This is a genomic window from Paraglaciecola sp. 25GB23A, assembly GCF_040012495.1.
Classification (GTDB): Bacteria; Pseudomonadota; Gammaproteobacteria; order Enterobacterales; family Alteromonadaceae; genus Paraglaciecola.
This window is the reverse complement of record NZ_JBDYKM010000014.1, coordinates 1-22,949: the sequence shown is the minus strand read 5'-3', so window position 1 is coordinate 22,949 and position 22,949 is coordinate 1. Positions and strand designations below refer to the sequence as shown.

22 protein-coding genes are annotated in these 22,949 nt (G+C 40.9%); 12 read left to right on the top strand and 10 right to left on the bottom strand.

What is annotated here, in order from left to right:
• Nucleotides 1–85 precede the first annotated feature (85 nt).
• Complete coding sequence (locus tag ABKW31_RS15980) at nt 86–523, top strand: DUF3010 family protein (RefSeq protein WP_348617569.1); 438 nt, start codon at nt 86–88, stop codon at nt 521–523.
• A 123-nt stretch (nt 524–646) separates the two neighbouring features.
• Here ABKW31_RS15980 and ABKW31_RS15975 read toward each other — a convergent pair whose 3' ends face one another.
• Nucleotides 647–1,873: a transposase gene (locus tag ABKW31_RS15975; protein WP_348617568.1), complete on the bottom strand. Its 1,227-nt coding sequence runs from the start codon at nt 1,871–1,873 to the stop codon at nt 647–649.
• A gap of 38 nt (nt 1,874–1,911) precedes the next feature.
• On the opposite strand from ABKW31_RS15975, the gene tnpA reads away from it, so the two are divergent.
• Nucleotides 1,912–2,307, top strand: coding sequence for an IS200/IS605 family transposase (tnpA, locus tag ABKW31_RS15970; RefSeq protein ID WP_348617567.1), 396 nt, complete (start codon nt 1,912–1,914; stop codon nt 2,305–2,307).
• 342 nt (nt 2,308–2,649) lie between these two features.
• Here the strand turns inward: tnpA and ABKW31_RS15965 are convergent, their stop codons facing one another.
• From ABKW31_RS15965 to ABKW31_RS15930, 8 genes are all read right to left on the bottom strand, one after another.
• Complete coding sequence (locus ABKW31_RS15965) at nt 2,650–4,353, bottom strand: diguanylate cyclase (RefSeq protein WP_348617566.1); 1,704 nt, start codon at nt 4,351–4,353, stop codon at nt 2,650–2,652.
• A 244-nt stretch (nt 4,354–4,597) separates the two neighbouring features.
• Nucleotides 4,598–5,017, bottom strand: coding sequence for a BLUF domain-containing protein (locus ABKW31_RS15960; protein ID WP_348617565.1), 420 nt, complete (start codon nt 5,015–5,017; stop codon nt 4,598–4,600).
• A gap of 328 nt (nt 5,018–5,345) precedes the next feature.
• Nucleotides 5,346–7,196, bottom strand: a complete 1,851-nt coding sequence (locus ABKW31_RS15955) for a choice-of-anchor I family protein (protein ID WP_348617564.1) — start codon at nt 7,194–7,196, stop codon at nt 5,346–5,348.
• 145 nt (nt 7,197–7,341) lie between these two features.
• Nucleotides 7,342–8,340 (bottom strand): cytochrome d ubiquinol oxidase subunit II, encoded by a 999-nt coding sequence (gene cydB / locus ABKW31_RS15950; protein WP_348617563.1) that lies wholly within the window; start codon nt 8,338–8,340, stop codon nt 7,342–7,344.
• The gene (locus ABKW31_RS15945; protein ID WP_348617562.1) at nt 8,337–9,722 is read right to left on the bottom strand and encodes a cytochrome ubiquinol oxidase subunit I; all 1,386 of its coding nucleotides are present in this window, start codon (nt 9,720–9,722) and stop codon (nt 8,337–8,339) included. The genes cydB and ABKW31_RS15945 overlap by 4 nt, the downstream gene beginning before the upstream one ends.
• 30 nt (nt 9,723–9,752) lie before the next feature.
• Entirely contained in the window at nt 9,753–10,307 is a 555-nt protein-coding gene (locus ABKW31_RS15940) for a GbsR/MarR family transcriptional regulator (RefSeq protein WP_348617561.1), read from the bottom strand.
• Between the two features lie 199 nt (nt 10,308–10,506).
• Complete coding sequence (locus ABKW31_RS15935; RefSeq protein WP_348617560.1) at nt 10,507–11,298, bottom strand: hypothetical protein; 792 nt, start codon at nt 11,296–11,298, stop codon at nt 10,507–10,509.
• Between the two features lie 215 nt (nt 11,299–11,513).
• On the bottom strand, nt 11,514–12,635 hold the full coding sequence (locus ABKW31_RS15930) for a zinc-binding dehydrogenase (RefSeq protein WP_348617559.1): 1,122 nt from the start codon (nt 12,633–12,635) through the stop codon (nt 11,514–11,516).
• Between the two features lie 312 nt (nt 12,636–12,947).
• Between ABKW31_RS15930 and ABKW31_RS15925 the strand changes: the two genes are divergently transcribed.
• The 6 genes from ABKW31_RS15925 to ABKW31_RS15900 all read left to right on the top strand — a co-directional run bounded on the left by ABKW31_RS15925 (nt 12,948) and on the right by ABKW31_RS15900 (nt 17,126).
• Nucleotides 12,948–13,691, top strand: coding sequence for a putative porin (locus ABKW31_RS15925; protein ID WP_348617558.1), 744 nt, complete (start codon nt 12,948–12,950; stop codon nt 13,689–13,691).
• 111 nt (nt 13,692–13,802) lie between these two features.
• Nucleotides 13,803–14,459: a cupin domain-containing protein gene (locus ABKW31_RS15920; protein WP_348617557.1), complete on the top strand. Its 657-nt coding sequence runs from the start codon at nt 13,803–13,805 to the stop codon at nt 14,457–14,459.
• Nucleotides 14,460–14,652: 193 nt separating this feature from the next.
• Nucleotides 14,653–15,174: a hypothetical protein gene (locus ABKW31_RS15915; RefSeq protein ID WP_348617556.1), complete on the top strand. Its 522-nt coding sequence runs from the start codon at nt 14,653–14,655 to the stop codon at nt 15,172–15,174.
• Between the two features lie 103 nt (nt 15,175–15,277).
• Nucleotides 15,278–15,610 (top strand): zinc ribbon domain-containing protein YjdM, encoded by a 333-nt coding sequence (locus ABKW31_RS15910; RefSeq protein WP_348617555.1) that lies wholly within the window; start codon nt 15,278–15,280, stop codon nt 15,608–15,610.
• A 262-nt stretch (nt 15,611–15,872) separates the two neighbouring features.
• Complete coding sequence (locus ABKW31_RS15905) at nt 15,873–16,256, top strand: GntR family transcriptional regulator (RefSeq protein WP_348617554.1); 384 nt, start codon at nt 15,873–15,875, stop codon at nt 16,254–16,256.
• A 21-nt stretch (nt 16,257–16,277) separates the two neighbouring features.
• On the top strand, nt 16,278–17,126 hold the full coding sequence (locus ABKW31_RS15900; protein ID WP_348617553.1) for a hypothetical protein: 849 nt from the start codon (nt 16,278–16,280) through the stop codon (nt 17,124–17,126).
• Nucleotides 17,127–17,148: 22 nt separating this feature from the next.
• Here ABKW31_RS15900 and ABKW31_RS15895 read toward each other — a convergent pair whose 3' ends face one another.
• On the bottom strand, nt 17,149–18,888 hold the full coding sequence (locus tag ABKW31_RS15895; RefSeq protein WP_348617552.1) for a lysophospholipid acyltransferase family protein: 1,740 nt from the start codon (nt 18,886–18,888) through the stop codon (nt 17,149–17,151).
• 216 nt (nt 18,889–19,104) lie between these two features.
• Between ABKW31_RS15895 and pyrC the strand changes: the two genes are divergently transcribed.
• From pyrC to ABKW31_RS15875, 4 genes are all read left to right on the top strand, one after another.
• A complete protein-coding gene (gene pyrC, locus ABKW31_RS15890) occupies nt 19,105–20,139 on the top strand; it encodes a dihydroorotase (protein WP_348617551.1) in 1,035 nt (344 codons plus the stop codon).
• A 123-nt stretch (nt 20,140–20,262) separates the two neighbouring features.
• Nucleotides 20,263–20,952 (top strand): crotonase/enoyl-CoA hydratase family protein, encoded by a 690-nt coding sequence (locus ABKW31_RS15885; protein ID WP_348617550.1) that lies wholly within the window; start codon nt 20,263–20,265, stop codon nt 20,950–20,952.
• A 39-nt stretch (nt 20,953–20,991) separates the two neighbouring features.
• Nucleotides 20,992–22,371, top strand: coding sequence for an ATP-dependent RNA helicase DbpA (gene dbpA, locus ABKW31_RS15880; protein ID WP_348617549.1), 1,380 nt, complete (start codon nt 20,992–20,994; stop codon nt 22,369–22,371).
• 30 nt (nt 22,372–22,401) lie between these two features.
• Nucleotides 22,402–22,788 (top strand): GFA family protein, encoded by a 387-nt coding sequence (locus ABKW31_RS15875; protein WP_348617548.1) that lies wholly within the window; start codon nt 22,402–22,404, stop codon nt 22,786–22,788.
• The last annotated feature ends 161 nt before the right edge of the window (nt 22,789–22,949 follow it).

The window sequence follows — 22,949 nt, the reverse complement described above, 5'->3', positions numbered from 1 at the left end:
AGCGTCTAAAAATGTTTAACCCGTAGTGCGGTCTTGTGGTTTATAATCGCCCCAACTAGTGAAGTCTTAAATTATTGAGAAAAATATGAAAGTGATTGGCGTAGAATTAAATGCAAACGATGCAAATGTTTGTTTGTTGTCATTAGATAATGAGTTATTTCAAATTCCTGATTGTAGAGCCCGCAAAATTTCATTGCCGAAAAATGCGACCAGTAAAGATTTACGTTATTTTCAGGCGACGTTTGCAAAGTTAGTTCAAGATTACAAAATTGACCATATAGTCATTCGTGAACGCCCGATGAAAGGTAAATTTGCTGGTGGTGCCGTGGGTTTTAAAATGGAAGCAGCATTAGAGCTTATTTTAGAAGTAGACGCCGTTATTATGGCGCCAACAGCTATTAAAGATGCGATAAAACGTAACCCAGTGCCATTGGACTTTGCTGAAACCGGTCTAAAAGGTTTTCAACAAATAGCCTTTGATGTGGCATATGGCTATTTGATGAAAGACAAATACGAGATTTAAGCTGACAAATTGGCAACTTCTAGTCACGAACTAAAGACGGCTAAAGATAAATGATAAAACGTGAACAACCCATCGACGCCACTACGTGTCGATCAATGGGCTTCTACAACCTAGCTATTAAGGCTAGGCTGCTTCTTTTTTCTCAGTTCCAACAGCAAACTTCGACAACTCGAAGACTTTCGTTTTACTCGCTGATTTCTGCTGAGATACGGGGGTTACCCTTGCGACGATCCCAGCCGCAATTAAATCTAATTCACCTGTAGCAGCGATGCTTTTAGCCGCAGATAAGTCGCGATCTTGGCAAACTCTACAAGCTACACAAGTGAAATTTCTATCGTTCAATGTAAGTACATGGCGCTGGCCGCACTCACTGCAAATCCCTGTGGATTTTTCGAAGCGTCCAATTTCATGGTAGAGCTTACCCTCAAGCTTTGTTTTATATTTGGAAAGCTGAGTGATTAAGCCCATAACGTTGTCAGCTACCATACTGCCATTAAACTTTTGCATCACTTTAACGTTTAAATCTTCAAACACTAAAATGTCATTTCCATTGGTTATCTGTCGTGAAATTTTATGCGCAAAGTCGAGCCTTTGCCTTGAGATTTTACCGTGCAATTTATTGATGCGCTGCTTGGTTTTGTGCCAGCGATTAGAGCCGTTATTTCGGCGTGCAAGCTGACGTTGCAATTGATTTAGCTTCTGCTTTGATTGCTTTAGAAACTTCGGATTGTCGGCGACAAAGCCGTTTGACCCGACAACCGTTTGTTTCGAATTAATATCAAATCCTGTAATACTTTCTAAAACTTGTTTAGCTGCTTTACACTCCACTTCTTGAGTAATACTACACTCCCACTTTCCATGACGATATTGAACGGTCACGGTTTTTACTTTACTCGCAAGATCACGGTGTAAAATGAGCGGGATTTTACCTACTTTTGGAATGCTGATAGCGCTATCTTCGATGCGGATGCAATTGGAATTGTTGACGGCTCGAAAACTGTCGTTATGAAGCTTTTTCTTTTTGTATGAGATTTTATGCTTTGGGAAACGCTGCAATCGTCCCTTTGAAAAAGCGTTCTTGAGAGCAGTTTCTAAATCACGGGCCACCTGTTGAGCTGCTGCTGAATCAAACGCTTTAATCCAGTCAAACTCTTCGAATGGCTTTAATTCCTTGAGAAGTGAGGCCATATCTTTGTAGAACAAAAAAGTTTTATCATGCTCATATCGACGCATATTTTCAGACAATAACAGATTCCAGATGCCGCGAGCTGTCGCGCCAAACTCGATGAGTTTTGCCTCCTGCTCTGGCGTAGGACTCAGCCTGTAATTGTATCTGAGTGTCTTCTTCATATACTGTATAGACTACTGTATAGAAATGGGTTGTCAAGATGGAATATCAAACCAAATCACACTGCAAATACCTAATAGCATTGCATTTAATCTTAGTTGTGAAATATAGGAAACAACTGCTTCAAGGCATTGTGGGGGATTTTGTAAAACAAAAAATCACCGAAATTTCAGCGCGTTCTGAATTTAATGTTGAAGAAATTGAAGTGGACAAGGATCATATTCACATACTGCTGACGATATCGCCTTCCATTTGTGTGGCGAGTTATGTGCGGAGAATTAAGCAATCTACAACACAAAGTATCTGGGGTAGATTCAAATGGCTCAAGAAGCAATTCTGGTTTGAAAAAACGTTTTGGTCTGATGGGTATTTTGTTTGCTCTGTTGGCAATGCTTCTACCGATACCATCCGAAAATACATTCAAGAGCAAGGTTAGTTCTCCCGATTCATCCCACCGACGCCGCTTCGCGTCGATCAGTGGGTTTTCTCGGAGCTTTTCGATAAATATGCTTGAATAAATTTGACCTCATTGGGTTTAGAGCTCAAATTTTTTAAAGTAAAGCGGTTAGCAAATTAGGTGACAGTTATTAGATGCTATCATTAGTTCAAAAAGCTGACGGCATGCTTTTTGAACTAATGGACTATACTTGAGCCAACAGGAATACGAAGTAGATAAGGTGTCAGTCAAACACCTATTTAGTTATGTTGGTGAAAGCTTGGCAACCCTTTATTCTGCCATTCAATTACTATCCCGAGTTGGGGTTACTTAGACCACGGTCTACAGGATTGCTTGGGTATTTTTTACTTCGGGAATTTCTTCTATTTCACAAACAATATTTCTTCCGCTATTTTTCGCTTTATACAAAGCAACATCGGCAAGTTTGATCAGATCCTCTAAACTCTTCATTTGCTCATTATACCCAGCCACGCCGAAACTAGCGGTTACTGATAGTAAACGCCCATCATGCAAAACTGTCGTTTCTTCAATTATTTTGCGAATTACATTAGCAAGATTCATTGCCGCAGATTTATTGGTATTAGGTAAAAAAATGATAAATTCTTCGCCTCCCCAACGAGCTAAAACATCACTTTTTCTGATTTTCTGTTTTAAGGCACCAGCAATACTTTTAAGTGCTGCATCTCCCGCCGCATGGCCATAATCATCGTTTATTTGTTTAAACCAATCGATATCCAGGAGGATCATCGAGAATTCTTGCTGATGTCTGACTCCTAGTTGCCATTGGGGGTTAACAACAGCGGCAAAAGCCCGGCGATTAAATAACTGAGTTAAGTGGTCTATTTGTGCTTCAACTTCAGCAGTAAGGCGCGCTCTATCCATTTCTTTTAAATTAAATGCTAAGGCTAAAGCTAAGATAAACATTTCAATCAACATGCCCACTTCAATGCTGTGAAATAGCAGCGTATTGTAAGGAATGACTCCCCACGTAGTTGCTGCAGAAATGGCCGCTCCACCTGCGCCCATCAATACCGCAGGCAGAAAGAATTTAACCATACCATGGCCGTTTTTTAAGGCTAATAACCCTAAAGACATAAAAATAACTACTAATAACGAGGTAAGTGCTACACCCACTTTAACGGCAAGCAATTGGTCTGCATGTATAAACAGCAATACCGCTACGGAAATCAAGCCAGTGTATATCCAAAGTCTTAACCGATAGACTTTGGGTAAAAACACCTTTAATTTCAGAAATTCAAAACAAAAGGCCATACCAAAAGTAATGTAACAATACAAAAAAACTATCATTAACCATTGCTGCAAGAATATATTGTTTGGCCAAATAAATTTAAAACCGTGACCAGTGTAAGCAATATTTAAACTCAAAAATGACAGTAAATATAATGAATAGAAAACATATCGAGCATCTTTTAAACTTAAAGAAAGAGCGATGTTGTAAACCAGTAGAATGAAAAATGCGCCATAGATAAACCCGTAAAAATAGCTTGAAATAATTTGATTATTTTCTATGACTTCTTCTGAAGATAAATAGAGCGGAATCAGTAAAGGATCTTTTGATTCAAAACGCATAAGCACCTGGGTGGTGCCTGATTTAAAGGTATGTGGTTGAGCCCACATCCGGGTTCGATTTTTTCTGATATTAAAGGGTAATGTATCTCCAATAAGACCTGTTTCTATTACCTTATTCTGCCGAATGAAGAAGAAGTTAGCACGATCTAACCAAGCAGTATCCAGATAGATAACCTTTTTTATTTCTTTCTCTGTTGAATTATTGATTAACACTGACGCCCAGATGACATCGTGAGTAAATCCAAAGCTAACTCTTTCATTCACGTTTTTGGTGAAATTCCCTTGAGTGTATTGTTTAAAAGCATGCTCGAACGACAAATCCGCACTAGGGTCTTGTAGAATATTTAAGTGTTCATTAATGAATAACTCACTAGGAACAGTCGATAAGTCAATCGCTTTGCTTACAGCACAAAAACTAAAAGAAAATAAAAACAATAATAAAAAACGGATGGTCAATATCCAAAAAATAATTTGATGAAAGCCAACAGGTTATCTCCTCTTGCGCCTTTTGTCTAACAACGGTGGGTGGCGCAAAGAATAAGTAAAACTCTCAATAAAACCCGATTATAAATACCGTTAAACATAAGAATATCATGGGTGTTTGCGTATTATCATCAAGCCTCTCCACAGCAATATCAGGATAATAAATGCATAAATTAGTTCAGATAAATTAGCAGTGTTAGAGCTTTACTAATGAGTTATTGAGTTCAAGCATCAGTTTAAAAGCACTTTTTCCAGATATATCATAAGGGTTGAAGTGATTAGAGCCTGAAAATTTCAAATTAAGGGATTCAGTTAAACTGGAACTTGGCACATAAGCCATCGCCCAACTGGCAAATACGCGTTCATCTATTTCTTGAAAGTCTAATATATGGGCATTTTCATGGCGTTTGTCGTTCAAAATTCTATTATAAGTGCTGTTGACGTTGGCCCGTGGACCTTCAAGACATTGTAAAAAAAACTTCTGATGAAAACACAGCATTCCAGTCAATTTGTTTTTGCTATTGTTTCTACGGGAAACGTCGAGAATATTTTCCAGTAAAGATTGGTTAAACCCTTCGCTTAGCGTACTAACGTAAATCAATCTTGATAGATACATGAAAGTTCCTATAGTTATTTGCCCGAACTATAGCCAAGTATTAAATTATTTGTAATAGAAGTTAAGAAATAAATAGCCACTGTAATTGTGAAAACAAACAATTATTGTTTATTAGCTAGGTCTGTATTGGCAAAAAGACAAGAGTTAGAAAATAGAAAATAGAAAATAGAAAATAGAAAATAGAAAATAGAAAACGTAACGATTACTCGAAAATAAAAGCAAGACATCCTTGTCCTACTTATTCACTTGAGTCAATAATCTATTTGCTCGAAGCTCGAAGCTCGAAGCTCGAAGCTCGAAGCTCGAAGCTCAAAGCTCAAAGCTCTACTTAGTTTGCAACAACTTGCCAAACTGCAACTGTGCCGCTGATTTCGTTGCCGACAATAACTAATGGCCTACCTGTCGGGCTAGTTGCTGCATCAACAAATACCATGCCTTCTGGTCCATTATCACCCATAAGAGCGCCGCCTTCGGTTAAATCACGATTGATCACATAGTCCACAAAGGTGGCGTTGTAAGGATTAGTAATGTCGTATACAAAAATCCCACCCATACGCTCTAAACCAATGAAGGCATAAGTGCGCTCACCTACTTGGCCTACGGTCAATGCTTCGGGCTCTGGACCTTTATTAGCTGAACGACCGTCTCCCGCATTTTCATCGTTTTCATTATTAAAGGCGTTACCATGGATGGATGCAGTAATTCGCTCAAAGTCATCGCCAGAGTCAAAAACGGCTAAACCGTTGTTGTCCCAAATGGTAAATGAGCGTGCACCATAGGCGTAAATAGCTTCGTATTCGCCATCGTTATTGCTGTCACCCAAGGTACTGGTAACGTTTAAGCGCCCAAGGGGGTTCGCGGTAAAGTCAGAGCTTCTGGGGTCGCCGCCGGCAATGGTGTCAAGATTTGAACCGGGAGCAAAGTCAAGTCGGCGTGCTTGGGTTTCTTCAGTAAATGACAAACAACCATCGCCTGAATCAAAGTCTTGACCCCCTGCGGCTAGGCATAAATCTTCGTCTTGGTCGCCTGCAGCATTAAGCGTATCGAAGAAGTACTCCCGTGCATCTCCTTCGTTGGCAGTGACGATAAAACTGGCACCTTTCCATGAGAACGAGGCTATGGTGTCAGGCATATACAAACCATAAACATCTTGGTATTGACCAAAACTGACTGTGCCGTCTTCCATGCCATCCAGTTGGTATTGGCTCCAGTCTTTAAAACCAAGTCCTTTGATAGAGACTGAGTTGTCAGTTAAATCTACAATCGCTATGCCGTTGTTTTCTTGCAAGCTCACATAAGCCGTGTTGCCGCTAATAGTGATGTACTCTGGCTCTAAATCCTGGGCTATCGTCGTCGTGATGAGTTTACCGTTAATAGTACGACCGCTGGGATTTGGAAAGTGCATACCCATAGCAACCAATTCAGCTTGTTTGTCGTTATAAGCTGTAAAAGTGATGGCAATTGCAGTATCAGCTGGAATGTTGTCAGTAAAATTAATGACTGAGATTGAGCCTTCTGGATCGGTGCCATAATCGCCGCTTGGCTCACCTTCATTGGCCGTAAGTACTTTATTGCCTGCGGCATTAAAAGTCACCATATCCGGTAAGTTACCTACCTCTACCGCCTTAACAAACACAGGTGTTGCAGTGTTTAAACCGTTGTAGAAGAGCACAAAACCATTATTAGCTTTGGCGTCAGCGGGCACGGCTACTGCCATCCAATCGCCATTAACGGCGACACTTGTTGGACCTGCCAAGGCAATATTATTAGCCGTAGAGGGCAATGCTAACGCTATTGCCGTCATGTTGTTGGCTGTTAAAGGATTGCTTAAAGCCTCGGTGCTTAACGCAGAGGCATCTATCATTTCAATGGTAGGTTGTTCAGCAGCACTATTAACCGCGTAAATCATTTTGCTGGCAGCATGAAATTGTACTATTTCAGCTGCACCTTTGGGATCGCTGGGGTTGAGTAGGATACGCCCTACCAGTTCCATGTGAACCCCTAATGATGCATCTTGGCCATCTGCACCCATTGAACCATCTGCACCAGGCGAACCGACCGAGCCTTGCTCTCCAGCAGGGCCTTGTACTCCGTTATCGCCTTCCAAAAAACAGCCGCTAAGCGTCATGCTTATTGCCAATACTACGGCACTATATGATATCCGTTTAACTAACTTCATGTGTTATCCCTTTGCTAAGTTTATGACCTTAGACAGGATAAAAGTTACATATGACAGTTAAACTAACAATTGATGACGGCTTAGTGACCAAACGGTTGCAGTTTTATTACTGAGCTGATTGACTGCGCAGAGTAATCCACATGCACTAGTAGTAACGCAAATGTTCGACTTTGCCCCAAAAGACTCGGTATGAAAATGCGGTATAGGCCAATATACAGGGAATAACAATTAACGCCCCCACCAAGATAAAACGTAATGATTCCGGTGCGCTAGCAGCCTGCCAAATAGTTAATTGTTGTGGTACTACCCAAGGGAAAAAACTAAATGCGAGGCCACTAAAACAGCATATAAACAAGACAAGAGTAATGACAAAGGGCAGCCAACAGCCACTATCATCTTTCAGGGGTAAGCGATTTAATACGGCGTTGCCCACAAACAAAAGTACAAAACTTATAAAGGGGATAATGGCCATGAAATAGGCATAGGGCGCATTAGTCCAACGCTCTAATACAAAGGGGTTGATTAGGGGATTAACGATACATACAGCAATAATCCCAGCGAAACTTATTTTGCCGGCTAATTTAGCCCAGCGTATGGCCTTAAGTTGTAATTCACCTTCGGTTTTCATGATCAACCAAGCACTGCCTATTAATGCATATGCACAAGTAACCCCTACAGAACTTAAAGCAGAGAATAAGTGAGCACTAACACTGCTTTCAAATCCCATTACATACATGCCAAGCATATATCCTTGAGCCGCGGAAGCGACAATTGAGCCTATCTTAAAGATTTTGTCCCACGTTCGTTTATGATCAATATGTACTTTGGCGCGAAAATCAAAGGCCACGCCACGTAAAATTAGCCCAATCAGTAGAATAAAAGCAGGAATGTATAGTTCTTTGAACACTAAATTATAGGCCTCGGGAAAGGCTATCAACAATAAACCCACAGCCAGCACTAACCAAGTTTCATTGGCATCCCAGAAAGGCCCAATGGACGCAATCATTTCATCACTGTGGGTTTCATTATCTAGGGGAAGTAACACTCCAACCCCTAGGTCATAACCATCAAGAATGGCGTAAACGACCAGTGATAAGGCCATGAGGCCGGCAAAAATAACCGGTAAAGTACTATCAAGTATCATAAGTTTGCCTCTGTATTGAGTTTGGTTGCACTGCTGTGTTTAAAGCCTTTTTGCGTACTGCGTTCTTCCAGCTTAATTTCTTCAATTAATACCGAGTTGCGAGCCATTCTGAATAAGGTCTTGATATAAGCAGTTAGCAACAAGGCATAGACCACTAAGTAGCCAATAAAACTGAACAGTACGTTGCCTGAGGGGATTGTTGTTACCGCATCGGCAGTAGTTAAAATTCCCGTGACCAAATAAGGCTGACGGCCAATTTCAGTTACATACCAGCCTGCGATAGTCGCTACCCAACCGGAAAAGGTCATGATGACCAAGACATTAAGCAATAACTTAGGCAGAGATTTACCACGAAAAATAGTGAAACTGACAAACCATGAGATAGCCAGCATAAGGAAACCGGTGGCTAACATAACGCGAAAAGCATAGAAAACTGGCGCCACAGGGGGATGGTTGTCGCCAAATTCATTTATACCTAAGACTTCACCATCTAATGAATGGGTTAGGATCAAACTTGCGCCATTTGGTATTGCCACTTCGAAATGATTGGTTTTTTCTTGTGCGTCGGGTATGGCAAAAAGGACTAAAGGTAAGCCTTGTTTGGTTTCCCAAGCTGCTTCCATGGCAGCTACTTTTTGTGGTTGGTGTTCAAGGGTATTCAAACCATGTTGATCCCCCACTAAGATTTGAATAGGCATTAATATCGCAGCAACAATAATGGCAGATTTTAAAGTAAGTTTAGGCGCTTTCTTATCGTCTCCCCGTTTGATCCGATAGGCTGAAATGCCTGCAATTAAAAATGAAGCGGTTAATCCTGAAGCAAGCAATACGTGCATCAAGCGATAGGGCATAGACGGATTAAAAATAATCGCCCACCAATCCAGTGCATGGGCCACACCGTCACGCATTTCAAAGCCTGCAGGCGTATGCATCCATGAATTTAAACTAATTATCCAGAATGCTGAAAGAGTGGTGCCAATAGCAACGATGACTGTTGCAAGGGTATGCACCCATGGCGGCACGCGGTTAATCCCAAACAACATAATACCTAAAAATGTGGCTTCGAGGAAAAAAGCAGTAAGGACTTCGTAGCCCAGCAACGGACCCGCAATATTACCTACAGTAGCCATATAGCCGGGCCAGTTAGTACCAAACTGAAATGACATAGTAATGCCACTGACGACTCCAAGAGCAAAAGTGAGGGCGAAGACTTTGACCCAAAAACGATAAATGCGCATCCACACCGGATGGCCAGAAAGGTTAAAACGCAGTTTGAAATAAAACAAAAACCAACCAAGGGCGATGGTAATACTGGGAAACAGTATGTGAAAGCTTATATTGGCGGCAAACTGCATACGTGAAAGCAGCAATACATCAGCCATAAAATCCTCTATTTTGTTGAAAGTTAATATTTACTTCGTTTTTGATTTTGCTAACAATTTGTCTTTAAGGTCGAGCACCTTGCCCACACCCGATCCTAGCTTCATCAAGGCATTGAGCTTTTCTGGGCTTAGACGTTGTAGTTCGCTAGACCACTTAGTGATCCCTTCAAGTAAGTCATGTACTTCTTGCAATTTTTGCTGAGCATGCAACTCCTGTTGATTAGCGGGTTTATCGAGCAGAATATCGCGCAGTAAACTTAAGGTTGGATCCATTTCCCGCTTGCGGCGCTCTTCAAAAACGCGATTAGCCATATCCCAGATACTGCCATTTGCCTGAAAATATTCTTTACGCTCTCCTGGTTTATGTTGTAATTGTACCAGTCGCCATGCCTGCAATTCTTTCAACCCCATGCTCACATTACCGCGAGAAATACGTAAGGCATCAGCGATGTCATTGGCGGTTATCGGTTCTTCACTGATAACCAGTAGAGCGACAATTTGGCCAACGGTGCGATTAAAGCCCCAGCGACTACCCATTTCACCAAAGTGCATAACAAAGGATTCAAGCATTGGAGTAAGTTGCATATTTTATCTTCTGAAGTTTCAGTAATTTCTGAAAGTTTAAACATTGGTTGATATATGTCAATAGTAATGTGCAAAAATTGTTTTATGGGTTGGAGGTAAGTTAAAGCTTGAGAGCCAACCGAGACTGACAATGTAAAAATTGTTTGAGTAATAGTTATAGGGTAGTTGGGTTGGACCTTGTTGCAGGTGGGTGATGCAACTAAGGTAATATCTGAGACGTGTTGTGCGAACTTAGTTTATGTAATTTTTGCAAGATAAGCTCGGATTCAAAAATACCGTATTGCAACTTTAAATGATTTATTAATGTAGGGTGTATTCGCATAAAGTTGTTTATTTCGTCAATTAATCTAGTTTGCTTAATCGTCGATAATTTAAACTCAACCTGTGAGTGGGGTAAACTGAGATCAAATTTAAATTGATTAAATTCAGGGTTATTTTGCAATTGATATTGACTGACAAAATAATCCACTTCGGCCGCATCTACCCTATCTAGCGCTAAAAGTTGTAATTCAGCCATAGGCGTTACTACTGAAATAAGTGTGACTTGCCGGGCGTCAATTAGACTCTCCCAGCCCAGCTGAGGTGTAAAACCTAAGGGAATACTTAAGCGCACAATTTCACTGATAGGCTTGCCCAGTCTCGATGATTTAACCATCGCCCCACCTAAAGTACGCACAATAGTATCGCTATAGTATTTGCCTTTGGCAAAAATCTTATTGTCATTAAACAGCGGGTTATCAGGGTAAACGAGATCAATGTTACCTTTTTCTAACTCTCTCTGGAGCCGCAGGACAGGCATAGTATTATAAATAAATTGGTGTCCGCTAAATTTACTAAATTCTTGCAACATAGCCCAGATAAAACCTTTGTCTGTCTGTGACTGAAAATTATAGTGGGGGTAATAATTGAAGTTTTGTGAGGCTACGATATATTTTTCTGCTTGCACAGAGGGGAGCGACAAGCAAACGAAAAAGATAAGAGATTTAAGCATAGCGCCATCTGTTTTTACTGCAAGAACCATTAGTTTAACGTAATTTTCTGTGCAATAAAGCTTTACCTTTAGTGGTGTAAACAAAATTGAAATTTGCTTATCGAGAGTCAAATAGTTGAAATTGAGAATTGCATTAACAATCCTAGTTGCTCTGAGTACTTTAATTGGCTATCAAGATCCCACTTAGGGGTCTTGATAGCCAAGATCAAAACAACTTAAACTTTAGTTGGGTTGATATAATATTTAGCGCCAGTCTTTTTGGCATTGTAGTCATTGATAGTAGCCGGTGTTATGGCCTCTTCAAAACTTAGTTCTTGCGTAAAAGTAGTGGCAAAAGTGGTGTTGATTTCATCAGCAACCAACTTATGTAACTCAACAACGCGCTCTGGCTTGAGCTTGCCCAGAAAACGCATTAGCAACCACCCACCGATACCCCAAGTCATACCATAAGCACGGTTTAGAATGGTGGGTGAAAAGTCTAAACCACCATAAATATAAACCTGTTTATTATCTGCTGAGCCATAAGTATTGAAGCCTTTAGCATCTTTACTGCCGACTCTTTCCATTGCAGTGAGAATGTCACTGACCAACTCTCCACCACCAATGGCATCGAAAGCTAGTGTTGCGCCAGTTTCATCGATGGCTTGGAGTAAGTGTTTTTTAAAGTCGGCTGCAGAAGAATCACAAATATATTTAGCCCCGATTTTTTTCAGAATGTCAGCTTGTTGTTGATTGCGCACAATATTGACAACATTCACACCTTGCTTTACACAGATTTTATTCAACATTTGACCCAAGGCCGATGCTGCAGCGGTATGCACTAGCGCGGTATGGCCTTCCATACGCATGGTTTCAACCATGCCCAAAGCGGTCAATGGATTCACAAAAGAAGAAGCAGCCTGTTTAGCTGTAGTACCTTCATGGTGCACAATACAGGCTTGCATTGGCACGCAGCAATATTCTGCATACGTGGCGCCCGATAAAATAGCAACGGTTTTGCCTAACATAGCTTGCGCAGCCGGATGTTCACCAGCAGCAACAACAGTGCCCGCCCCTTCGTTACCTATGGGGAGTACTTGATCTAATCTAGAACTTACCCGCGATAGCATACCTTGATAAATGGGGGCGTTGAGCTGCATCTTAGCTTTGTCTAATTTTGCTTCTGCTAAATTTGCCGGTCCGAACATCGGCCACATGTCAGAAGGGTTAATCGGTGCCGCTTCGATCTTAACTATGACTTCATGGGCTTTAGGTGTTGGTAATGGGGTGTCTTTGAGTGACATTTCCAACTGACCTGCAGCGGTGATCAAAGTAAAAAGTTGTTTAGATGATTGCATTGTCCTGTCTCACTATATTGAAAAACGTGTGGACCTAGTCTAGCACTTCATTTTGTCTTTAATTCATACACTGATGAATTGATCTCAATAAATATTATAAATAAACCTAGCTTTACATTTGCCTCAATCTCCTTCAATTGAGCGGCACTTATAAGCTAATTCAGAGTCGATTCAGTTTTGGTTAAGTTGAAAAAACGTATAAATATCTAAAGTTTAGCGAATTGAGTTCACATGTTATTTAACTCAACACGAGACAAACTTGCGGCTATTTAATCAAGTCACATCGACTTTATATTTAAGGAAAAGTAACAAATGAAAAAAATGACTTATATCGCATCACTCTTCGCCTTTGGTTTAAGCAGCGGTGTTGCTCATGCAGATTTTAATACGGAGTTAAACGGCTCGGTATTAAAATCAGATGACCTAAAATTATTTGCGCTGGGTGGCAGTTATTATTTCGACCAAGTGAATACCAACAAAGGCCCCCTAGCTGAAGCGACTTTTCTTGATCAACAAAGCTCAGTCGATGCTGTTTTTACTCGTTTTGACTTTGATGACGATAATGTCAATGCCTGGGCCATAGGAGGCACTTACGTATTGCAAGGGACGGGACTATATTTAAACGCCGCTGTTTCTCACATAAATGGCTATTCAGCCGATACTTATAATTTTGGTGGTGGTTATTATTTAAGCCGCGATTGGGCAGTATCAGTTAACACTGAATTTGACAAAGACTTAAATTATCAAGGTTTTAGTTTGGGCAGCAAAAAGTTGTTTAACTTAGGCGGTGATACCTTTGTCAGCCTTGCAGGAGAGTATACAAACCCAGATCAAAGTGACGATAGTTTTGCCGTATCGAGTGACTTTTATTTGAATCGTAATTTGTCTGTGGGCTTAGGTTATCAATGGGCAGACAGTTTCAGTGATGGTGTAAGCAGTGTTCGCAGCCAATGGTTTATCAATGACAAGTTTGCTGTATCGGCCGAAGTAACCTATGCCGATTATGACAACGGTTCAGATACAAACTATATGTTAGGTGCCACCATGCGTTTTTAATTTTAGCGCGACTGACAAATACGTAAAACAAGAGTGCTTCGGCACTCTTGTTTTTTTGCTTGGCAATCCCATTTTAGATTGTAAGTTGATTAAAAAGTATCAAGAAAGATTATGTTAAATCAAGATTATGCTAAAAAAGTAGTGATTGAAACGCCTTTATTGGATTGGGAAAACTCCCCAGCTAAAGGGGTTACACGCAAAAAATTAGAACGTGAAGAGGCTGAGCGGGGCAGAGCGACTTCGGTTGTGCGTTATGCTGCAGGTTCGGCCTTTCCCACTCATTATCATCCCCATGGTGAAGAAATATTTGTTCTCGATGGCATATTTTCTGATGAAAATGGTGATTACCCAGCAGGTACGTATTTACGTAATCCAGCAGGCAGTTCACACGCGCCTTTTTCTAAGGACGGTTGCACCTTATTTGTCAAACTTTGCTATTTTGACCCATTAGATACCGCTCAATTAGTTATTAATACCCAGCAACAATCTTGGTTGCAAGGCATGGTAGCGGGCTTACAAGTTATGCCCCTACATACTTTTGAAGCACAAAATACAGCCTTGGTTAAATGGCAAAGTCATACTCAATTTAATCCACATCGTCACTGGGGCGGAGAGGAAATCTTTGTATTGCAAGGCGAATTTTGCGATGAACATGGTCGTTATCCCGCCCTAAGTTGGATACGCAGTCCACACCTAAGTCAGCATCAACCTTTTGTTGAAGAGCAAGAAACGATTATTTTAGTTAAAACGGGCCACTTACCTATGTGAGCAGGTGCTAATCAGGTTATTGCATGATTTCCCCCAAACTTTAATTTATACAAATAGTTCATGCTGTGAAATAATAATCAACGCTGCTAGGTCAATAAGGTAGGTGAATCGGAATGGTATAAACCTTAACGGTCTCGCACCTATAGGTTAAAACCTAATTGACTTGATTTACCTTGATTGAAATAGGAAGCACATGGGCCACAATAAAATAGAGTTTGAGAGTCAGTTACAGACGGTTAAACAAGCCATTGAGTTTTTAAGCAATATCTCCGTTGAGCGTTATCAGCATGTTCTTCGTCCCCATTTTACTGGCAGTTCTGGTGCACATATGCGTCATATTCTCGATCATTACATTGCTTTGAAACAGGGTTTAGAGACTAAAACGATTGATTATAATTACCGTCATAGAGAGTCAAATGTTGCGCTATGTCCCAAAAGTGCTATCGCCGCTTGGTTAGAAATCAAAGCATGGCTGATCGAGGTCGGCTCGTTAGACCCGAGTATGCACTTGAAAATAGTATGTGAAATGTCGCTGACTGAGAGTAAAAGTAGTACCACAAGCTCCAGCTTAGGTAGAGAACTGCTGTTTGCTTCTAGCCATGCTATTCATCACTTTTCATTACTGTCAGTCATCAGTTCCTTACTTGGTGACTCATGTCATAGTGATTTTGGGATGGCACCAGCAACGGCGAGTTATTTGCGCCAAAGTGCGTAGTTGCATATCTAGGCTGGTAATCCATACAAAAAGTAAGGATAATTACGCTCCCATTTTATCTATTGGCGTTTAAATCGCTGATACCTTGTGTAAAGGATGCTCAATGAGCGAACTACCCCATTGTCCTGCTTGTCAGTCTGAATATACTTACGAAGACGGACTTAATTATGTTTGCCCAGAGTGCGCCCATGAGTGGTCTAAAACGGCAGAAGTCGAAAACGAAAAAGTGATTAAAGATGCCAATGGCAATATTTTGCAAGACGGCGATACGATTACGGTCATCAAAGATTTGAAAGTCAAAGGCTCGTCTTTGGTCGTAAAGGTTGGCACAAAAGTAAAAAATATCCGCTTGGTGGATGGTGATCATGACATTGATTGTAAAATTGATGGTATAGGAGCCATGAAACTTAAATCAGAATTTGTAAAAAAAGTCTAAAATTGTTGATAGCCTGACTGTTTAATCCAACAGTCTGGCTCAATGCTTTGCCCCTCTTATACACACCTTATCTTTTGTTAAGCTTTAAAATTCGTCTGAATATACTGCTAACTGCTTGATAAATATTGATTTAATTCTGATCTTCTACTGTTAATCGATTTGTTAAAAACACCTATTTTAGAATTTTTTTGAATATTGCTTGATCAATTATAAATTAGTTGTACCATTACAGCACATGGTTCAACTGGTTCATTAAATTATTATGCACATTACGATTGATATTGACGACCCCATTCCCTTGTTTACTCAACTCATTGAGCAAATAAAGCTGGCGGTGGCGAATAAACATATTGCGCCGGGCGACCCTTTACCATCGATCCGTCAACTCGCCAGTGATTTAGAGTTAAACAGTAAAACTGTGGCCAAAGCATATAAGTTACTTGAACGTGATTCGGTCATCCAAACCCGAGGTTATCGCGGTACGTTTGTGCATCCCGATGCTCAAGCAAACTGCAGTGTTGATTTAGCTGCTTGGACTAATGAAATATTAAATACAGCCATAGGGCAATTGCGCTCCGGGGGTGTGACAGATTCAGAAATTCGTATTGCTTTTACGCAGACAATGAATCAAACCAATCGTTATTAAATACCTACAAAGGAACAAAACATGGAAACTAACTATCTCGCTTATTTGGTTTTATTATCGCAACTGATATTACTTTCATATTACTACCCTAAAAAAATTGCTGATCGAATTAAACAGTTACTGCAGGATTATCCGGCTAGCACTTATCCTAAGTTATATCCCCAATCTGAAGCTAAATTACTGGCTGGGCAGGGTTTATTTAAGTGGTTAAATTGGGGGATTTTGTTGTTAGGCACGCTTGTTTTGTGCTTGGTCATTTATACTCTTGAAAAAGAGCTAAAAACGGCCGGACAACTCGCTTTTATTCCTTTGGTTTTGGGCCTGTTCCAAGCTATTCCTTATGCATTGCTTGAGTTGTCTAATTACCAGCAACTAAAAGTCATGCGCGCACTAAATAATCAGAGCAGACGTCAAGCAGAGTTAGCGCCCCGTAATCTCTTTAGTTTTATCTCGCCTGGTAAAGTGTTTAGTGCCGTAGTGCTGTTTATCACCTGTGCAATGAGCATGGTGTATTTCGAAAACTTTACCTTAAGTTTTGATTTAATCGTACTACTGTCGTCAATGTTGTTGAGTAATGGTTTATTTGTGTTTGTGACCATTAATCTCTTATATGGTCAAAAGAGGGACCCGCATCAAAGTGCAACCGATAGAGCAAAAATGATTCGAGCCAATCTACATTCTTTTGTCTATACCAGTATTTTGATCAGTGTTTATTTTATCTTGAATAAGAGTGTCGATGCATTTAACTGGCAGCACATTGAAATCATTTTCAATAGTTTATATTGGCAATTTGTGATTTTTCTGAGCACGGGAACCTTACTCAGAGGCGCTCGCTTAGATGCTATTAATTTTGAGGTCTATCGAGCATAAACAAAGTGAATAAATGGAATTTTTATTTTGCAAAAAGATAGGTTTTCCAACCTTCTGCTAGATAGAGTTTTAATAACTTTTCTGGAGCAGAGGGTAGGTCTACACTCAGCAACAAACCCGGTGTGTCATTGAAGTGCTTATCAATACCCAAACAATGAAAGGTGGCACCTAACTTTTCATAATGTTTAAGCAGAATAGGCACATCTTTGCCATCTGCCTCTATACCTTTGAGCAGAGCAGTAAGATGTGGCCTCAAGTTGTTCTGGGCGATAAAATCTATAACCTCTGGGTGTAATTGATAATCAAAACAGGCTCTTGGTCTAACTGTTGTTGTTTGGGTCACCATGGCTTTTTCGATTAAGGCAACGCTGCGTGGATCGTAAAGTTTACTTATCGAAACCGTGCCATATAAGGTGCGGTAGTGGGGGAATTTGCATACAAAAGCGCCTATGCCTCGCCATAACAAATATAAACCTTGAAAACTGCGTTGATATTCAGGAATTAAAAACGAGCGGCCCATTTCTAAACAAGGTTGCTGACGGTTGACAAATTCAGGACCGAATTCAAACATTCTGTGTAGATATAGTTTATCCAACTCACCCTCAGCTAATAGTTTATCGCTTTGGCCCATACGATAAGCACCAATAATTTGCCCAGTGGCGCGTTTCATCAAAAACAGATGTGTGTAACTGTCATCAAATTTGTCGGTATCCAGTGCTTCACCGCTGCCCTCATTATGTTGGCGAAATACTAATTCACGCAATCTGGCTATTTCTAATACAGTATTGGGCATTTGCTGTTTGTAGCCAAAATAGACTGATAGATCTTTGTGATCGAGCAAGTGTTGCTCACTGGGTAGTGCGTGCACTTCTTGCAATATCACTTCATTAGCTATGGTTGGGTAAAGAGGTTTTAATTGAGTTACAGGGTCTTGCGGCCAAGGAGATTGCCATTTTGGATCTAATAAATAGCTCTGAGCGCGCATCAACTGTGCCTGCAAATTTAGCTGGCTCTCACACTTGAAATCCTTACTGGAAACCGGATAACCACTGCTAATCTCAATACGTGTATCGCGTTTGTTGGCTAATTCTCGTGGCAACATTAACATTCTAAGGCGATAGTAAAGTCGACCAAGCCGATAAAACAAAGGACTATTTTGACCAGCGACAAATACCGGAACAAAATTTGCGCTACTGCGATTGACCAAACTGGCAACTAATCTGTTCCATTGATGGTCGGCAATGCGTTTTGTGTCTTTGTGAAAATAACTCACTCGACTCGCCGGGAAGATAAGTAGTGCTCCATCTTTTTTCAGGTGTTTGAGGCAGGTCCGAATCGAAGCTGCATTGATCGGGTCATTTTCAAGTAAGGGGTTGGTAAAAATAAAGTAGTCACTCAACTCAGGAAATATTTTAAGACCTTTGTTGGCCATCACTTTAATATCGGGCCGAACTTGCTCAATCGCCCACGCTAATATGACGCCTTCTATGCCACCAAACGGATGATTACTGGCAATAACAAGGGGGCCGGTCTTGGGGATTTTTGCTAAAAAATCCTCTAAGCCAATAAGGTGCAGATTTAGGCCCTGAATTAAACTAAGTGCAAATTGACTTTTTTCTAAACCAAGTAGTTGATGTTGTTGATAAAGATTGTCGAGGTGATGAATGCCCAGTATTTTATCCGCGATGCGCAGGCTTATTCTTGTTAGCAGATTTCTTTGATGGTCCGGGATGAGGTTAATTAGGCTAATGGCGACTGGCATTGACTGTATTTCCGCTGCTAAAGGCTATGTTTAAATGACTGTTTGGCTCTATTAAACCTGATTACTCAGGCATTTATTTCAAATTATTTTACTAAGTGGCAATAATGACAGGGTATAGACCTTAATAAAAAAACAATAGTTATTTTGCAGTTAAAATTACGGCATAATAAGCCATTATATGCTCCTAAAGCATTCGTTTTTATTTAAAGGGTCACTATGCAGACATTAACGATAACCACACCAGATGATTGGCATTTACATTTTAGAGATGGTGACATGCTTGATGAAACAGTGCCTGCTACCGCCCGATGTTTTGCCCGAGCCATCGTCATGCCTAATTTGGTACCGCCTATCACATCAGCAAAAATGGCACTGGAATATCGCAGTAGGATTCTGCAAGCAAGAGGGCAATATACTAAATTCGAGCCATTAATGACCTTATATCTGACTAACCAAACTACGGCTGAGGATATAATAGAGGCTAAACAAGCGGGCATACCTGCGGCAAAACTTTATCCTGCTGGGGCAACTACCAATTCTGATGCGGCCGTTAAAGGCATTGCCAGTTTATATCCGGTGTTTGCTGCTATGGCTGAACAGGGTATGTTGTTATTAGTACATGGTGAAGTGACTGATAGTCATATTGATATTTTTGACCGCGAACAGGTATTTATCGATCTTTATCTGAGTAAACTAGTGAATGACTTTCCGCAGTTAAAAGTGGTGTTTGAACACATTACCACTGCCGGGGCTGTAGATTTTGTCAATGAAAGTTCGTCTAATGTGGCGGCAACCATTACCCCACAGCATTTATTGTTGAACCGCAATGATATGTTAGTGGGTGGTATTAGACCGCATAATTTCTGTTTACCTGTGCTTAAACGCAGCACTCATCAGCAGGCCTTGCGCGAAGCGGTTGCTAGTGGCTCTACAAAATTCTTTTTGGGTACTGATTCAGCTCCGCACGAAAAACATCGTAAAGAATCTGCCTGTGGTTGCGCCGGTTGTTATAGTGCGTGGAGTGCCTTGGAATTGTATGCCCAAGTTTTTGAAGACCTTAATGTTTTAGATAAGCTAGAGGGTTTTGCTAGTCACCACGGGGCTGATTTTTATGGCCTGCCACGCAATACCAATAAGGTCACCCTGCATAAACAAGCTTGGCAAGTTCCTGAGTCAATAGTATTACCAAATGGTAATCCAATTGTGCCGTTTTTTGCCGGTCAAACAATTAACTGGCAGTTACAGTTGTAGTTTTGCTGATGGTGGCAACGACAAAGCGAGGTTGAATTTCTGGCTTGTTGTTGTTGTGGCGATTTTTGTTAGTGCAAAACACTCTGAATTAAATAGACTTTAAAAAAGGTTAAGCAAAATATTATGACTAAATTAGTTACTGTAGTGATAGAAAACCAGGTGGCAACGTTAACGTTGAACAACGGTAAAGTGAATGCGATATCTCATCAAGTCGTTGATGAATTTAATCAAGCCCTTGATTTAGCAGAACAACAAAAAGCGGTGGTTGTTATTACCGGTCAAGCAGGCATGTTATCCGGCGGTTATGATTTAAACGTTATGCGTGAAAGCATGAGTGCTGCCATGCAACTGGTTGAAAAAGGCTCACGCTTATCTAGACGTTTATTAGCCTTTCCTTTTCCTGTTTTGGTCGCTTGCAGCGGGCATGCTGTTGCCAAAGGTGCATTTTTGTTGTTATCCGCAGACTATCGTATTGGTGTTGAGGGCAAATTTAAGATTGGTTTAAATGAAGTGGCCATAGGTATGACTATGCATTATGCGGGCGTTGAAATTGCTCGTGGTCGATTATCTCCGGTATTTTTTAATCGTGCTGTTATACTAGCCGAAATGATGTCTCCACAAGAGGCCGTCACTGCCGGATTTTTAGATAAAGTGGTCAGTGAACAAGAATTTTTGCCAATGACGGCAGCTATTGCACAGGCAATGACTAAACTCGATATGAAGTCACACTATCAAACCAAATTAAAAGCCAGAGCCGAATTACTGGCTATTTTGGATGAGTCCATTATTAAAGACCTAAGCAGTTCGTTATAAGACTACTGGGGTTTATTTACCTACTAAATAGAGAATATTTTGAATAAAGAATTTGCGTCATTAGGCCTAAAAGCAGCCTTACTCGACAATTTAGCCACTCTGGGTTTCAGCCAAATGACTGATATTCAAGCCTTGAGTTTACCCGCCATATTACAGGGTAAAGATGTGGTGGCTAAAGCGAAAACAGGCAGTGGTAAAACCGCCGCTTTTGGTTTGGGCCTATTGCAAAATCTTAAGGTTGAACGCTTTCGTATTCAATCTTTGGTACTTTGTCCTACTCGTGAGTTGGCCGAGCAGGTTGCGGAAGAAATTCGTCGTTTGGCGCGCGGAATTCATAATATTAAAGTGCTTACTCTATGCGGCGGAGTGCCGATGGGACCACAAATTGGCTCGTTAGAACACGGTGCTCATATTATTGTAGGTACGCCTGGGCGCATCATTGATCATTTATCCCGTGGCCGCCTCGATTTGAGTGAAGTGAATACCTTGGTCTTAGACGAAGCTGATCGCATGTTAGACATGGGCTTTGAAGATGAAATGGCAGCGGTTATCCGTCATGTGCAAGATGATCGACAGACACTGTTGTTTTCAGCGACGTACCCAGAGTCAATTGCACAAATAAGCAGCCAAGTACAAAGCAATCCTGTGGAAGTGAGCATAGACGCTGCTCATGATACCAGTAGCATTGAACAAATATTTTTTGAAGTAGAAGAGGCTCATCGTGTTAAAGCCGTTGCGGCTTTATTGAGTCACTATCAACCTGAATCGGCAATCATCTTCTGTAATACTAAAATTGCCTGTCAGGAAGTGGCTGATGAACTCATTAGCCTTGGAGTATCGGCATTAGCCCTGCATGGCGATTTGGAACAAAAAGATCGCACTCAAGTGCTAACTCGCTTTGCTAACAAAAGCGCTTCGGTACTAATTGCAACAGATGTTGCTTCGCGCGGATTAGATGTTAAAGAAGTCACCGCGGTTATTTCTTATCAAATTACCCCTGACCCAGAAGTACATATTCACCGCATTGGACGTACCGGGCGAGCTGACGCCAAAGGTTTAGCCTTAACTTTAGTCGCACCCAAAGAAATGGCCAGAGCCAATGCTATTGAAGACTATCAGGGTTCTAAAGTTAAGTGGGTGGGTATTCAATCGATTCGCTTTCATCAAAATCGTTTAGTTGAACCTGAATTTGTCACGGTATGCATTGATGGTGGTAAAAAAGATAAGTTGCGACCTGGTGATATATTGGGCGCGTTAATTAAAGATGCCGATATTCCCATTGATGATGTAGGTAAAATTAACGTCACTGCCACCCACACCTATGTGGCGATTAAAACTCGCAGTGTGAAGCGCAGTTTAAAACAATTCAGTGAAGGTAAATTAAAAGGTCGTAAGTTTAAAGCCCGTAAGCTGGGTTAATACGCCGGCTGATAATCAAAAGGAAGCGCGATGATCTATAAGGGGAGTTGCCATTGTAAGTCCGTTACATTTGAAGTAGAGGCCGCGGCTGAGTTAGAAGTCGATTACTGTAATTGCTCGATTTGCACTAAATCGGGCTTTTTGCATTTAATCTTACCGCTGAGCAAATTTACCTTACTCAGCGGTGCTGACAATCTAACCAGCTATAGTTTTAATACCGGCGTAGCCAAACATACTTTTTGTTCGACTTGTGGTATCAAACCCTTTTACATACCACGCTCCAACCCTGACGGTATAGATATTAACGTTAATTGCCTAGATACTAAAGCAAACTCAGTCAAAGTGACGGAATTTGATGGACAAAACTGGGAAGTGGGCGCTCACACTTTAGCCCACAAAAGCGTTGACAAGAGCTAAAAGCCTTAAGCTAAAAGCAAAAGCAAAAGCAAAAGCAAAAGCAAAAGCAAAAGCAAAAGCAAAAGCAAAAGCAAAAGCATTTTCACCACAGAGATGTATGGACTCCCTCCCCCTAGGGGGATAGCGTAATAAGTAAGCAAACTTTTACCAACAGGAGCCCA

Coding starts and splice junctions, on each gene's coding strand:
- ABKW31_RS15875 (WP_348617548.1), top strand. CDS start 22,402: ATGATCTATAAGGGGAGTTGCCATTGTAAGTCCGTTACATTTGAAGTA.
- ABKW31_RS15910 (WP_348617555.1), top strand. CDS start 15,278: ATGAGCGAACTACCCCATTGTCCTGCTTGTCAGTCTGAATATACTTAC.
- ABKW31_RS15955 (WP_348617564.1), bottom strand. CDS start 7,196: ATGAAGTTAGTTAAACGGATATCATATAGTGCCGTAGTATTGGCAATA.
- ABKW31_RS15900 (WP_348617553.1), top strand. CDS start 16,278: ATGGAAACTAACTATCTCGCTTATTTGGTTTTATTATCGCAACTGATA.
- ABKW31_RS15945 (WP_348617562.1), bottom strand. CDS start 9,722: ATGGCTGATGTATTGCTGCTTTCACGTATGCAGTTTGCCGCCAATATA.
- ABKW31_RS15935 (WP_348617560.1), bottom strand. CDS start 11,298: ATGCTTAAATCTCTTATCTTTTTCGTTTGCTTGTCGCTCCCCTCTGTG.
- pyrC (WP_348617551.1), top strand. CDS start 19,105: ATGCAGACATTAACGATAACCACACCAGATGATTGGCATTTACATTTT.
- ABKW31_RS15905 (WP_348617554.1), top strand. CDS start 15,873: ATGCACATTACGATTGATATTGACGACCCCATTCCCTTGTTTACTCAA.
- ABKW31_RS15980 (WP_348617569.1), top strand. CDS start 86: ATGAAAGTGATTGGCGTAGAATTAAATGCAAACGATGCAAATGTTTGT.
- tnpA (WP_348617567.1), top strand. CDS start 1,912: ATGGAATATCAAACCAAATCACACTGCAAATACCTAATAGCATTGCAT.
- ABKW31_RS15930 (WP_348617559.1), bottom strand. CDS start 12,635: ATGCAATCATCTAAACAACTTTTTACTTTGATCACCGCTGCAGGTCAG.
- ABKW31_RS15885 (WP_348617550.1), top strand. CDS start 20,263: ATGACTAAATTAGTTACTGTAGTGATAGAAAACCAGGTGGCAACGTTA.
- cydB (WP_348617563.1), bottom strand. CDS start 8,340: ATGATACTTGATAGTACTTTACCGGTTATTTTTGCCGGCCTCATGGCC.
- ABKW31_RS15940 (WP_348617561.1), bottom strand. CDS start 10,307: ATGCAACTTACTCCAATGCTTGAATCCTTTGTTATGCACTTTGGTGAA.
- ABKW31_RS15920 (WP_348617557.1), top strand. CDS start 13,803: ATGTTAAATCAAGATTATGCTAAAAAAGTAGTGATTGAAACGCCTTTA.
- ABKW31_RS15915 (WP_348617556.1), top strand. CDS start 14,653: ATGGGCCACAATAAAATAGAGTTTGAGAGTCAGTTACAGACGGTTAAA.
- ABKW31_RS15895 (WP_348617552.1), bottom strand. CDS start 18,888: ATGCCAGTCGCCATTAGCCTAATTAACCTCATCCCGGACCATCAAAGA.
- ABKW31_RS15960 (WP_348617565.1), bottom strand. CDS start 5,017: ATGTATCTATCAAGATTGATTTACGTTAGTACGCTAAGCGAAGGGTTT.
- ABKW31_RS15975 (WP_348617568.1), bottom strand. CDS start 1,873: ATGAAGAAGACACTCAGATACAATTACAGGCTGAGTCCTACGCCAGAG.
- ABKW31_RS15925 (WP_348617558.1), top strand. CDS start 12,948: ATGAAAAAAATGACTTATATCGCATCACTCTTCGCCTTTGGTTTAAGC.